The sequence below is a fragment of the Kushneria sp. EE4 genome, assembly GCF_977968315.1.
In genome coordinates this window covers 2,177,153-2,190,661 of record NZ_OZ386212.1, presented here as the reverse complement: position 1 = coordinate 2,190,661, position 13,509 = coordinate 2,177,153, and the positions used below count along the sequence as shown (strand labels likewise).

Genomic DNA, 13,509 nt, shown 5'->3' with positions numbered 1-13,509 from the left:
ACACTCGGGGGCCTGCAGGTAGCGCGTCACTATCTGACCGTGATGACGCGACAGGCAGCGCGATGGTTGACGGCGCGAGAAACGCTGCCGCCTGCCACGTCCGATGTTCTGTCAAGCCCCTTGTAGCCCATGACGATCGCATCGGCGTCCAGCCGGTGCGCTTCACGCTCGATCACTTCAGCGGGCTGGCCCTGACGAACAAGAATGCTGGTTTCAAGGTCCGATGTGTCGATGGCCTCAAGCGCGGTCTGAATCAGCTGCATGGCCGCATCGTCGCGCGAGGACTGCGAGATCTGAAGGGCGTTGTCGCTTTCTTCAACGATGACGGGAACGTGCAAAAGATAGAGTCGGGCGGCGTTGGCGCGCGCCAGATGGGCAGCAATATCAAGTGCCTTGGTGGCATTTCCGGATCCATCCAGCGCAACGAGAATCGTGTGATACATTGGTGGCCTCCTTTTATCCGTGTCATGTCACTGTCATCAGGTGACATGAAAGTACAAGACTGACGCGGCGTGTCAGCGGCGAACTGCCCTTATGCGCTCTTCCGGGTTAAAAGGGCGCCCCGTATGGAAAGGGCAGATACTAAAACGCCCGCACCAAAGGGTACGGGCGTATGAACAGCGCAACGATTCAGAAGCGACGACCCAGCAAAAGACCGGCGACCAGTCCAATGGCGGCGCCTGCACCAATGTAGCTCCAGGCATTTTCATGGACGTGACGGTCAAGATCACGTGCCCCTTCTTCGGTCAGCTCCCAGGCGCGCTGCCCCTCATCTTCTACCCGATCACGCGCCTGATGCCAGCGATGGCCGATCTGATCGCCGGCGCCCTTGAGGCGATTGCGTACCTTGTCACCCGCTGAATCAAGCTCGTCTTCATAACGTGCCAGAGCACGTGCGCCTCGCTTGTTCAGCTCCTTTTCATAATCCTTGAGTCGACGAGTGGCTCGGCTATCGCTGGATGAAAAAATGCCCATCTTGTGTCCTCCGTTGACGTGGTCAGGCTTGCTTCAGGTCAATACTGAGCCGGGTCTGGTCAGTATGTGTGGCTGAAAGCGGTGGTCTCTGTCCGGTTCATGCAGCGCCTGCCGGTGATTTCCACGGTCTGCGCTGCGTGATTGGACACTGTATCCAAGCGTAGTTCAGATCAAAACACTTAACCTGGCCTTCATGTTAGCGAAACATTGCCGTCATGGATCGTACAACTACTGCAAAGGAATGAAGCTTTTAGCCGGTTTTTTCGAGTTTTAAAAATAAAAAAAGCATTTAAGGTCAAATAATATGGACAACAGTTTTACCGATGTTACCATCGTTGTACTGCAGGGACGCAGACAGAGAGCATGGAAGCTTTCGTCCAGTCAGGTCGCAGGATTTTCCAGGAAGGAAAGTGGTTCCAGTGCCAAGGAAGGCGCCTGATACCATCTTGGTGAACATCTGCCAAATGACGTGCGTCCCGGTACCCCTCACTTTTTCTATCGTGATAGACCCCCATTGATGGCTTCTGGCTGGCTTCGTTGATCGAAGCCTTTTTTATGCGTGGCTTCTGCGTTTCAGGGATATGAAGGACTTCGAATATGGAACGGGCAGGCGTAGGATTGTCCGCTTTATCGTCGGAGAGCGCTGTCATGGGATCCTCACGCGTACGTGTTCAGATCGTGAATGCCTTTAATCGACCCGTGGGAAGCGCTCGCCGATGTGATATGCGCCGTCTGCGGATGTGGCATCGTGCTGTCTACATTCTGGTGCTCGACTGTCATGACAGAGTGTGCGTGCAGCGTCGTACCCCATGGAAGGATATTTTTCCGGGCTATCATGATCTCTGCGCCGGCGGGGTGGTCGATGCCGGCGAGTCCATGGCATGCGCAGCACGACGGGAACTTCAAGAAGAGCTTGGGCTGACGCTGACGCTGACCCCTTGTCTGACGCTCCATTTTGAAGAGGGCATGAATGCCTTCGGCAGCGTGTTTCTGGCGCGCTATCGCAACGAGCCCATCAGGCTTCAGGCAAGTGAGGTTGCGGGCATCGAATGGCTGACGCTGGAGGAGGCGCTGGCGCTCGACGATGCCACGCCCGACTCACGCCAGGTGCTCAGGTCGCTCGCAAGCAAGGGGGTGGTTCGATAAAAAAGGCCTGCCGGCAGGCCTTTCAAGGTGTTTTCGTGGCTCAGGTGTCGCGCGTTTCCCTTACCCAGCCGTTGCGGTAGTCCAGCGCCGGTCTGTCATCTCCGGACAGCCAGATCGGACCATCCAGATCGACAATGGCAGCGTGGGCAGCGACCGGCAGCGCCGCACGCATGGCCATGGACGTGCCCAGCATGCAGCCGACCATGATCGCCATCTCGTGTTCATGCGCGGCCTCGACCATCGCCAGAGCCTCCGTCAGGCCACCGCTCTTGTCGAGCTTGATGTTGATCATCTCATAGCGGTCGCTCAGCAGGGCGACATCCTTTCGGGTGTGGCAGCTTTCATCGGCGCACAGCGGTACCGGATGGGCAAAGTCGGCCAGAATGGCATCCTCGCCGGCCGGCAGGGGCTGCTCGATCATCTCGACATCAAGCCGCGCCAGTGCCTGACAGTAGCTTTCCACGTTGTCTGCTGACCACGCCTCGTTGGCATCGATGATGAGGCGCACGTCAGGCGCTGCCTCCCTGACGGCGCGTACGCGCTCAACCACCTGCTCATCGTTGAGCTTGATCTTTAAAAGCCTGGCCCCCTGCGTTAGCTCCTGACGGGCCGCCTCGGCCATCTCTTCCGGTGTGGCGATGGAAATGGTGTGAGCCGTGACGATTTCATGACCGATCGGCGGGCCCAGGCGCGCTGTCGGCGTGGTGCCTTCCATCGCACACTCCAGTGACCACAGGGCGCAGTCCAGCGCATTGCGCGCCGGCCCGGCCGGCAGGCGCTCAAGCAGTGCCCTGCGGTCGATGCCCTGTTCGATGGCAAGCGACACCTCATCGATCTCTTCCATGACCGACTCTGCACTATGCCCATAGCGCGGCGTCGGCTTGCTCTCGCCCGTACCAACATAGCCATCCTGATGGATTTCAACGCGGATAACTTCAATCGAGGTGCTGGCCCCCCGAGCGATCACGAACGGGCGATCCAGCTGCCAGGTCTGGGTATAGCGCTTGAGCGTACGCATTATGCGGTTCCTGTCGTAAAGGCGGCCACCAGCGGCTCGACACCAAAGCGAACGGGGTCGGTGGCCGGGACGCCGAACTGTTGGCTCAGAGCGTCAAGCTCACGTCGGGCGGTTGCTTCATCAACCTGCGAGGTATTGACGGAAAATCCGGCAAGCTGCACCGCCGGGTTGGTAACGCGCGCGGCCGCCAGGTTGGCCTCAACGCAGGCGGCCATCTCCGGCATTGGCCGATTGGGGAGATGACGCATATGAGCACGCCCCAACTCATGACACATGACGATATAGTCGGGCTGGGCGCCGTGTAACAGGCCCAGGCTGACACCGGCGTAGGCCGGGTGAAACAGCGAGCCCTGACCTTCGATGATATCCCATTGATCGTCTGCACCGGCCGGACTCAGCCACTCCACGGCGCCCGAGATGAAATCGGCAATGACGGCGTCGATGGCCACGCCTTCTCCTGCAACCAGCACGCCGCACTGGCCGGTTGCCCGAAAGCGCGCTCTGAAACCGGCGTTTTCAAGGCCGCGCTGAAGCGCCAGCGAGCTGAACATCTTGCCCAGCGAACAGTCGGTGCCCACGGTCAACACGCGCTTGCCGCTGCGGGGTTCGCCCGTGCCCACCTCCAGCGGCGGGTGACTGTGACGAATGTCGTGCAGCGTCACGCCATGTTGTTGCGCCAGTTCGGCCACGCCTTCAATGGCATCAAGGCGCTGATGCATGCCGCTGGCGACATCCATGCCATGTTCGATGGCCCGGCAGATAATGTCGCGCCAGTGTGGCGGCAGCTTGCCGCCGGAGTTGGCCACGCCGATCACCAGCGTGCGCGCGCCGCGGGCCACGGCCTCTTCAATGCTCAGGTCCTCGATGCCGACGCTTGCTGTCTGCTCGGTCATACGCAGCTGACCCACTGCCTTCTCGGGGCGCCAGATGACCACGGCGCGGGCCATCTTGGCCGAGACACTGTCTTCAATATCCCCAAGAAACAGCAGATAGGGTGAAACGATCTCGGCAGGGCGGTAAGGCTGGGTCGTCATCAGGAACTCCGAATGAATGGCTTGGGCATTCATGCAGTGTCGACGAAAAACGCCATAGCTTCGAATGCTGTTTTGTCGCCTCGGTATAACAAAAACGTATGCCAGCCTTTCAGGCACTTTGCCAGCGTCGTGCATGGATGGCGAGCTGCTCGATCAGCAGGGTGCGCAGTTGATGCGCGCAGTGGGGCTGAGGAACGTGTCGCGCCTTCAAAAGCGCCACGTTCATGTCAAGCGCCGGGGCAAGGGGCAGGACCTGTAGCCGGTCGCGGTAGCGCTCGGCGGTAAAGGGGTCGACGATGCCTGTTCCGCCGCCTGCGATGACCAGTTCGGCAATCACGCTATAGGTCTTGACCCGCAAACGTGCCGTTGGCATCAGCCCTTCGGCCTCGAGTGCCTGATTCAGCAGGGCGCCCAGCGGGTCCTCTTCCGGCATCAGGATCAAATCATGGGCATTGAGCCACTCAAGCGTCACACAGGCAGGGGCCGGCATTTGTGCCGGCAGCAGTGCCTGCATGGGCGCGCGCATCAGGTGCTCGCACTCGATGCCTTCGGGTGCCGGCTGCTCAAACGCCAGCGCCATATCCAGCCGGTGGGCCAAAAGCTCCTCGCACAGGGTGGAAAAGTGCGAGGTGACCAGCTCGATTTCCAGCGCCGGCAGCACTCGTTGAAGGGCGATCAATGCCCCCGGCATGACCAGATGTCCGGGCGCGTGGGATGCCCCCAGACGCAGATGCTGGTCGACGCCATGACGCAGCTGGCGGCCCAGCTGGTCCACCACATCAAGCTGTTTGACGGCCGCCTCGATGGCCGGCCACAGCCGTAGCGCCTCCGGCGTCGGCGTCAGTCCGCGCGGATGACGCTCGAACAGGCGAACGCCCAGCGTCGTTTCGGCGTGAGCAAGCGTTCGCGTCACGTTCGGCTGAGAGACGTTGAGGCGACGGGCAGCCGCGCTAACGCTGTTGCAGCTGATCAGAGCGTGGAAAACTTCGATGTGGCGCAGTTTCATCGGAAAGCCAGGGTAACAACTGGAGCGACCATGATGCCCTCTGTCGGGGGCGCATGCATCACGGGTGACGGTCCCTGATCAGCACGGCGCGCCTGGCGGGCCAGCGCCAGGCGGTGCTGGTCGCAGACATGTCAGGACGATAGACTCTTGTCAGCGTTTTGAAAGCACTGGCCTTTTGTACCAGGTTATGAAAGCTTGTGCGCCGCAAAGGGGTTTTCGAACCCGATGGCATCAACCTGATCCGACCATGGAGAATACATGTGGCTTTAAAGAGGCTGTTTTACTGGCTTCGGCTGCCCCTGATGGTGCTTTTGCTGGGCACCTTCTCGGTAGCTGCAATGGCAGAGCCCCAAACACCGGAGGCATCCTCGCAGGCCTCCGAGCAACCCTCTTATGCGGCGCTGGCGGATCTGCTTGAAAATGAGCAGACACGTAATGAAATGATCTCGCAGCTGCGCGGTATTGCGCAGGGAGAAGCGCCTTCTGAAGCGTCCGTTAACGGCGAAGCCTCTGCCGGTGTTCCGGCTCAGGAGCAGTCTCTGGGCGGGCGCATCGCGGAAATGACGCAAAATTTTGCCCAGGGCGTTGCCGAGGATGTGACCGATGCCATCGCGGCCTTTCGCAGTGCCGGCGACGGTGAAGGACTCGGGCTGCCCTGGTCACTCTGGGGCAGTATTCTGCTGGCCTTTGGTATTGCCGTGGTCTCGACGGTGGTTGCCTTTTATGCCTTCCGGGCGCTGGTGGCGCGCGTTTACCGCCGCATCGATACCTGGGTGGCCAGACAGCCGGCACCTTCCTCGGCACCACCGATCGAGGTGAGTGAGGGTGAGGATGTACAGCAGGCACTCGACGAAAGAGAGCAAAAGCAGGCCGCCGGTGCCCTGCTCAGGCGCTGGGGAGCCGTCGTCGGCGCACTTTTAATCGATGTCATCGTGATTGTGCTGGCCGGTGCCGTGGGCTATGTGGTCAGTCTTTTCTTTGCCGGTGAGAGCGGTGAGATCGGTCGCGCCGAATCGCTGTTTATCAATGCTTTTGTCATCGTCGAAATCGTCAAGGCATTGATAAGAATGGTTTTTTCCACACGCTATGATTCGCTGCGTCTTTTTAGAATGTCCAGCGAAACCGCCTCCTACTGGAACCGCTGGCTGGCGCGCGTGGTGGGTATTACCGGCTACGGTTTGATGGTGGCCGTGCCCATGATCAATGTCATGCTGTCGCCGGCCGCCGGGCAGATGATCAGCCTGATCATCATGATCGGCGTGTACATCTATGCCGTGCGGGTCGTGCTGAAAAACCGCATCACGCTGCGTGACAATCTCAACGGCCGGGCAGACGAGATCAGCTTTGCGTTTTTCAGCACGCTGCTGCGTATGCTGGGACGCACCTGGCATCTGTTCGCGCTGGCCTACTTCACTGTGCTTCTGGTGGTCAGCCAGGTTCAGCCGGCCCAGGCGCTGCCGTTCATGGCGCATGCCACCGTGCAGACGTTGCTGGCAATCGGCATCGGTATCCTGATCTCCTCGGTTCTCACAATCGCCCTGGCGCGACGCATTCATCTTTCCGAGAATCTGCGCGAGCGCCTGCCGATGCTGGAGGCACGCGTCAATTCCTACGTGCCAAAGGCACTCAGAGGATTGCGCATCCTGCTGGGCATCTTTGTGGTGCTGACGGTGCTGGATGCCTGGCGTGCCTTTGATCTGCCGGGCTGGCTGACGTCTGAAAGCGGCGCTGAAACCATCGGCATGATCGTTCATGTGGCGATTATTCTGTCCATCGCCACGCTGATCTGGACAGTGGTTGCCAGCTTTATCGAGCATCGTCTGAGTGCAGCATCCGCGCCAAGCCCCCGCGAGCAGACGCTGCTGTCGCTGTTTCGCAATGCGATCCTGATCCTGATCGTGACCATGACGCTACTGATCGTGCTGTCCCAGATCGGTATCAATATCGGGCCGTTGATTGCTGGTGCCGGTGTCATCGGTCTGGCGATCGGTTTTGGTGCCCAGAAGCTGGTGCAGGACATCATTACCGGCGTGTTCATTCAGCTTGAAAATGCCATGAATACCGGCGATGTCGTGGGCGTTGCCGGTCTGACCGGTACGGCGGAGAAGATCACCATTCGATCGGTAGGGTTGCGGGCACTGGATGGGACCTACCACGTGATTCCCTTCTCCTCTGTGGATACGGTCTCCAACTACATGCGTGACTTTGCCTACCACGTGGGTGAGTACGGTATTGCCTATCGCGAGAATGTGGACGATGCCATCCATCATCTCCATCAGGCCTTTGATGAACTGCGCGATAACCCGGACCAGGCGGTCAACATCATCGATGACATGGCCGTGCCGGGCGTGGTGTCGCTGGGCGACAGCTCGGTCAATATCCGCATCATGATCAAGACCAAACCCGGCACGCAGTGGGGCGTCGGGCGTGCGTTCAACCGTCTGGTCAAAAAGCATTTCGATGCGGCCGGTATCGAGATCCCGTATCCACATACCACGCTCTACTTCGGTCAGGACAAAAACGGTGGCGCACCGCCGGCCAACGTTCATGTTCTGGACGAGTACGTGGTGGAGGAAGGTCAGGCTGGTGCTGCGGGCCAGACGCCTTCAAAAGGCGACAGAGCGAAAACCGTGTCTGCCGGGCAGGCAGAGCGCTCTCGCCTGCGGGAGAATGAAAAGCTGCCTGATGAGGATAACGACGAAGGCGATGGTGGCAACGACGTGGATCGCTGATCCGGATTCGTTGCAACATCAAAAGGGGGCATCCACTGGATGCCCCCTTTTTCATGCACGCGTTTTATTCATCCGGTGTGGCGCTGCGTCGAGTGAGGACGACATCCATGAGCATGTTGTAGCGGTGGCGCGTCATCATGGTGGTCAGACCTGAGAACAGCATCCAGAACCCCCGGCGCCAGCGAGTGAGCTTCCAGACATGAAAGGTCAGCTGACGAAGCAGTCGGTCTTCATCGAACGCTCGCCATTCGCCGGCCAGCGAGACCTGGTGGCGCGCCAGTACCGGTGACATCTCGACACGATAGATGCGCTCGAGCTCGCCGGTTGTGAAATCATACTGTTCGATGACATCCGCCATGTGCGCGTAATCGCGCTCGCCCGGCTCACGGTCCAGCCACAGCGGGGCCAGCGCCATCCAGAGGTCACGACGATGATCGAGCAGACGCTGGGGGTCATTCATGTTGTCATGAGACGATGACACCGTTTTCACCCTGCAATATTGAAGCGGTTGAGGGACATTGGCCCCGGCTTGTGCGGACACCTGCGTCCGTACCCGGTAAAATACGCGCCAGGCCGTCATGACTCAATTTTGAGCATCGCCTGGCGTTCTGACGCCCGGCCATCTTTGGCACAGCATTCTTCGGAGGGTATTTCATCTGCTGAAATGCCATCCGTCCATATTTTCGGCAAGAAGAGGTGAGTGTGGTTATCCATCCCAAGGTTCGTGGTTTCATCTGTACGACAACCCATCCGGTCGGCTGCGAGCAGAATGTGCGCGAGCAGATCGAGATCACGCGTTCGCGTGGCACCATCGAGGGTGGTCCCAAAAGGGTGCTGGTCATCGGGGCCTCCACAGGCTATGGCCTGTCCGCGCGTATTACCGCCGCCTTCGGATGTGGCGCCGATACGCTGGGCGTGTTTTATGAAAAGCCGGGCACCGAAACCCGTCCGGGCTCGGCAGGCTGGTACAACGCGGCTGCCTTCGACAGGCTGGCAAGCGCTGAAGGCCTCTACAGCCGGTCGATCAACGGGGATGCCTTCGCGCATGCAACGCGTGATCAGGCCATCGACATGATCAAAAACGAGATGGGCGGACAGATCGATCTGGTCGTGTACTCACTGGCCTCGCCGGTACGCAAGCTGCCCGACAGCGGCGAAGTGGTTAAATCGGCCCTCAAGCCGATCGGTGAGACCTACCGGGCCACGGCGCTGGATACCAACAAGGACCAGATTATCGAGGCCTCGGTTGAACCCGCCTCACAGGAAGAGATCGATAACACCATTCGCGTCATGGGCGGTGAGGACTGGGAGCTCTGGATCGATGCGCTCGATCAGGCCGGCGTGCTGGCCGAAGGCGCCAGCACGGTGGCCTTCAGCTATATCGGCACCGAGATCACCTGGCCGATCTACTGGCACGGCTCGCTGGGCAGGGCCAAGGAAGATCTGGACCGCGCCGCGAAAGCGCTTGATACACGTCTGAGCGAAAAGGGTGGGCATGCCAACGTGGCCGTGCTCAAGTCCGTGGTTACCCAGGCCAGTGCTGCCATTCCGGTCATGCCGCTGTATATCTCGATGGCCTATCGCATCATGAAGGAAAAAAACCTGCATGAAGGCACGATCGACCAGCTCAACCGTCTGTTCCACGAGCATCTGACGGTCAACCAGCCGCCGGCACTGGATGACGCCGGTCGCATGCGTCTGGACGATCGTGAACTGCGTGATGACGTGCAGGATGAATGCAAGGCGCTGTGGCCGCAGGTCACCAGCGATAACGTCTTTGAGCTGACCGACTATGCCGGCTACAAGCACGAGTTTCTCAAACTGTTCGGCTTTGACCGTGATGATGTCGACTATGACGCCGACGTCAATCCGAAGGTCGATTTCGACGTGGTACAGCTCTGAGGACGATCATGGCGCGATTACGACACGCCCGTTGGGCGACGTGGGCACCCGGGGCCGTTTTGTGTGGGGCCCTGCTGCTGTCCGGCTGTCAGAGTGCCTACTATGACGTCATGGAGCAGGCCGGGGTTCACAAACGCGATATCCTGTCGGACCGCGTCATTGCCGCGCGTGATGCACAGCAGGACGCCGACGAACAGTTCTCCTCGGCGCTCGAGCGCTATCAAAGCGTGGTGACGGTGCCCGAAAGTGAACTATCCCGGGCCCATGCGGCGCTTGAGTCTGATTACGCGCGCAGTCAGGCGGCGGCCGATCGCGTCAGTCAGCGCATTGATGCCATTGAAAGTGTGGCACAGGCGCTTTTCCGGGAGTGGGAAAGCGAGCTGGATCAATATCAGAACGAATCATACCGTCGTCAGAGCGAGCGTGAGCTCGAGCAGACACGCCAGCGCTACAGTGACATGCTCGATGCCATGCATCGCGCCGAAGACACCATGCCGCCGGTGCTGACGGCCATGCATGACAACGTATTGTTTCTCAAGCATAACCTCAACGCGCGAGCGATCGGTGCGCTCAAGGGCGAAGTCAGCCAGCTTGAAACACAGATCGCCACGCTCAGGCGTGAGATGCAGGCCTCCATCGAACGTTCCAACCGCTTTATTGATGGGATGGAATCAGCGAACTGACCTGCCGCCTGTCTCCTTTCAGGCAGTCCTTCCGGGCTGCCTTTTTTCTGTCCGATTGCCCCTCTTTTCATTGCCGCCCCAAAAGCTGTATTTTTAGATGTTTCTTATTTGTATTAGTCCTTAACGAGAAAACAAGATTAGTTAATTTGCTTTATTCTCGAATTGGCATGAGAAACGATCGCTATTCGGTAATTAGAAAAAAGCGACAAGCACTGTATATTCGCCTGGGCTGAACCATTTCAGCATCACGGCGGGATAGGGGACGGACGTTATGGCTGCTTATACGGTTGCGCGTGTTGATGGCGTAGTGCTGCTTCTGGACCCACGCAAGGCGGTGGTTCAGGGAATGGCGTTACCGGAAAATGCGGTATTGATGGCGGCCGACGGTGGCCGGGTCATACTGGCCGATGGCACCGTGTTAAGCCTCAATGCCGGCCAGCCCGCCACATTGGTCAGCACAGACGATGTTGTGGAACTGGTCTTTGCACAGCAGCCTGCAGAGGTTGATCCCGAAATCGCGGCACTACAGGCCGCCATCGCCGCCGGGCAGGATCCGACAGAGGTACAGCAGGCGCCGGCCGCCGGTGCTTCCCAAAACGCCGGCGGTGGCAGTCTTTCAGGCAGTGGCGGTTTCTCACAGCCTTTCGACATCAATCGCAGCGGCCGAGAGCAACAGACCGAGTACCGCTATAGCGCCGCTTTCGACGAGGCAGGCGTCACCCCCGCGTCGACGTTCTCGGGGTTTGCCGATAGCGCCGATGCCGATGATACCGCTACGCCACCGGCCAACGGCGGTGACACGCCCCCCCCGACCGACCCGACCAACGGCGGCGGTACGACCACGCCGACGGACCCGAATGCCGGCGGCAGCACCACGACTCCGGCCGATCCGAACACCGGCGGCGGTATGACCACACCGTCGGACCCGAATACCGGCGGCAGCACCACGACTCCGACCGACCCGAACGCCGGTGACGGCACGACCACACCGACCGATCCGACCAACGGCGGCGGCACCACGACTCCGACGGACCCGAATACCGGCGGCAGCACCACGACTCCGACCGACCCGAACACCGGTGACGGCACGACCACACCGACCGATCCGACCAACGGCGGCGGTACGACCACACCGACGGACCCGAATGCCGGCGGCAGCACCACGACTCCGACCGACCCGAACACCGGCGGCAGCACCACGACTCCGACCGACCCGAACACCGGTGACGGCACGACCACACCGACCGATCCGACCAACGGCGGCGGCACCACGACTCCGACGGACCCGAACACCGGTGACGGCACGACCACACCAACCGATCCGACCAACGGCGGCGGCACCACGACTCCGACCGATCCGAACACCGGCGGTGGCACGACCACACCGACGGACTCGAATACCGGCGGCGGCGATCCAGTCAATAATGACGTTTCTGGCGAGCCGGTAGCCCCGGTTGGGGATGACAGCAGAGCCACGCCTGTCGTCACGATTAGCCTGAACACCGTCACGGAAGACGACATCGTTAATGCCAATGAGGCACGCAGCAGTATCCTTGTCGGTGGCATCGCTGGCGGTGATGCTGCAGCAGGTGACATGGTTACCGTCACCATTGGCGATTATGCCTATATGACCGCCGTGGATGACGCCCTGTCCTTTAGTATCATTGTGCCCGGAGACATTCTGGTCGGCAGCGATACCGTTATTGCCACCATCAGTCACATCCATGCCGGCGGTGTCAGCACCGCGACGACGACACATGGCTATACAACCCGGCTGGAAGCACCGGTCGTCTCGATTTCGCTGGATACCATTGCCGGTGATGACGTGCTCAATGCCAACGAGGCCGGCGGGGAGGTAACGCTAACGGGAGCGACCAGCGGCGATGTGGCCCCGGGCGATTCTGTCACCATCTCGATTGGGTCGCAGAGCTACAAGACGATCGTCATTGCGGACGGTACGTTCTCGGTCACGCTTCCCGGTTCGGTACTGGCGCAGGCAGAAACGGTGACAGCAGCCGTTACCCATCGTGACGCTGCAGGTAACGTTGGCAGTGCCACTACCAGTCGCGACTACGCCGTCGACATCACGATACCGGCACTCACCATTCAGCTCGACACCATCGCCGGCGACAACATCGTCAACGCCGAGGAAGCGGGTCGCGATATTCCGGTAACCGGTTCGGTAAGCGGCGAGTTTGCCGCAGGTGATATTGTCACCCTGACGGTCGGCGAGCAGACGTACACCGGCTCGGTAAACGGTGATGGCACCTTCTCGATCAATGTGCCCGGCGCTCAGCTGGCACAGAGTGATTCGATTCGTGCCGACGTTAGTCATACCGACGCGGCGGGCAATGTGGGCTCGGCGAACACCGCGGCCAGCTACGCGGTTGATACCGACATTCCGGTCGTCACCATCAGCCTCGATACGATCGCGGGCGATGACGTCATCAACGCCGCGGAAGCGGCGCAGGATGTGACCATCACCGGTCGTGCCGGTGGCGACGCCGCTCCCGGTGATACCGTCACGGTCAACGTCGGCAATCAGAGCTATACGGCGACCGTCGGTCAGAACGGCGCGTTTAGCGTCGCCGTGCCGGGCAGCGTGCTGGCAACCGCTGGCGCCGGCTCGATCAATGCTGTCGTTTCGCACACCGATGCCGCCGGCAATGTCGGAAGCGCCGAGACAGCTCGCGACTACGCGGTGGATACCACGCCGCCGGTTCTTGCGATCACGCTCGATACCATCGCCGGCGACAACATCGTCAACGCTGAAGAAGCAGGTCGCGATATCCCGGTGACCGGTTCCGTCACTGGCGAGTTTGCGGCCGGCGACCTCGTCACCCTGACGATTGGTGATCAAAGCTACACCGGTGCCGTCAACGCCGACGGTACCTTCTCGATCAACGTGCCCGGCAGCCAGCTGGCCTCGAGCGATTCGATTCGTGCCGAGGTCAGTCACACGGACGCGGCCGGTAATACTGGCTCGGCCAACACCGCAGTGAGCTACGGTGTC

General features: G+C 60.2%; 11 protein-coding genes (1 of these 11 running past the window's edge). 5 read left to right on the top strand and 6 right to left on the bottom strand.

The features are described from left to right. Window positions 1–29: 29 nt before the first annotated feature. Together ACXMYO_RS09945 and ACXMYO_RS09940 are read right to left on the bottom strand one after the other, a co-directional pair. Window positions 30–443 (bottom strand): universal stress protein, encoded by a 414-nt coding sequence (locus ACXMYO_RS09945; protein WP_438764367.1) that lies wholly within the window; start codon window positions 441–443, stop codon window positions 30–32. Window positions 444–630: 187 nt separating this feature from the next. After that, window positions 631–975, bottom strand: a complete 345-nt coding sequence (locus ACXMYO_RS09940; protein WP_438764365.1) for a glycine zipper domain-containing protein — start codon at window positions 973–975, stop codon at window positions 631–633. A 648-nt stretch (window positions 976–1,623) separates the two neighbouring features. Here ACXMYO_RS09940 and ACXMYO_RS09935 point away from each other — a divergent pair. Then, the gene (locus ACXMYO_RS09935) at window positions 1,624–2,121 is read left to right on the top strand and encodes an NUDIX domain-containing protein (protein WP_457808596.1); all 498 of its coding nucleotides are present in this window, start codon (window positions 1,624–1,626) and stop codon (window positions 2,119–2,121) included. Window positions 2,122–2,161: 40 nt separating this feature from the next. Here the strand turns inward: ACXMYO_RS09935 and dgcA are convergent, their stop codons facing one another. From dgcA to ACXMYO_RS09920, 3 genes are all read right to left on the bottom strand, one after another. Then, a complete protein-coding gene (dgcA, locus tag ACXMYO_RS09930; protein ID WP_457808595.1) occupies window positions 2,162–3,139 on the bottom strand; it encodes an N-acetyl-D-Glu racemase DgcA in 978 nt (325 codons plus the stop codon). Beyond that, window positions 3,139–4,173 carry an N-acetyltransferase DgcN gene (dgcN, locus tag ACXMYO_RS09925; RefSeq protein WP_457808594.1) on the bottom strand — a complete coding sequence of 345 codons (1,035 nt, stop codon included), beginning with the start codon at window positions 4,171–4,173 and terminating at the stop codon, window positions 3,139–3,141. Before dgcN ends, dgcA begins: the two co-directional genes overlap by 1 nt. 109 nt (window positions 4,174–4,282) lie before the next feature. After that, window positions 4,283–5,179, bottom strand: a complete 897-nt coding sequence (locus tag ACXMYO_RS09920; protein WP_438764361.1) for a LysR substrate-binding domain-containing protein — start codon at window positions 5,177–5,179, stop codon at window positions 4,283–4,285. Window positions 5,180–5,439: 260 nt separating this feature from the next. On the opposite strand from ACXMYO_RS09920, the gene ACXMYO_RS09915 reads away from it, so the two are divergent. After that, complete coding sequence (locus ACXMYO_RS09915) at window positions 5,440–7,911, top strand: mechanosensitive ion channel domain-containing protein (RefSeq protein WP_457808593.1); 2,472 nt, start codon at window positions 5,440–5,442, stop codon at window positions 7,909–7,911. Between the two features lie 64 nt (window positions 7,912–7,975). Here the strand turns inward: ACXMYO_RS09915 and ACXMYO_RS09910 are convergent, their stop codons facing one another. Further along, on the bottom strand, window positions 7,976–8,371 hold the full coding sequence (locus tag ACXMYO_RS09910; protein ID WP_438764358.1) for a DUF7079 family protein: 396 nt from the start codon (window positions 8,369–8,371) through the stop codon (window positions 7,976–7,978). 242 nt (window positions 8,372–8,613) lie between these two features. On the opposite strand from ACXMYO_RS09910, the gene fabV reads away from it, so the two are divergent. The 3 genes from fabV to ACXMYO_RS09895 all read left to right on the top strand — a co-directional run. Beyond that, window positions 8,614–9,813, top strand: coding sequence for an enoyl-ACP reductase FabV (gene fabV / locus ACXMYO_RS09905; protein WP_457809486.1), 1,200 nt, complete (start codon window positions 8,614–8,616; stop codon window positions 9,811–9,813). A gap of 8 nt (window positions 9,814–9,821) precedes the next feature. Further along, window positions 9,822–10,496 (top strand): DUF2959 domain-containing protein, encoded by a 675-nt coding sequence (locus tag ACXMYO_RS09900; protein ID WP_457808592.1) that lies wholly within the window; start codon window positions 9,822–9,824, stop codon window positions 10,494–10,496. Window positions 10,497–10,767: 271 nt separating this feature from the next. Next, a protein-coding gene (locus tag ACXMYO_RS09895; protein WP_457808591.1) for an Ig-like domain-containing protein crosses the window boundary here: on the top strand, window positions 10,768–13,509 show its 5' end (the start). Its footprint extends 24,696 nt past the window's final position; only the first 2,742 of its 27,438 coding nucleotides appear in the window; its start codon is at window positions 10,768–10,770; its stop codon lies beyond the right edge, outside the window.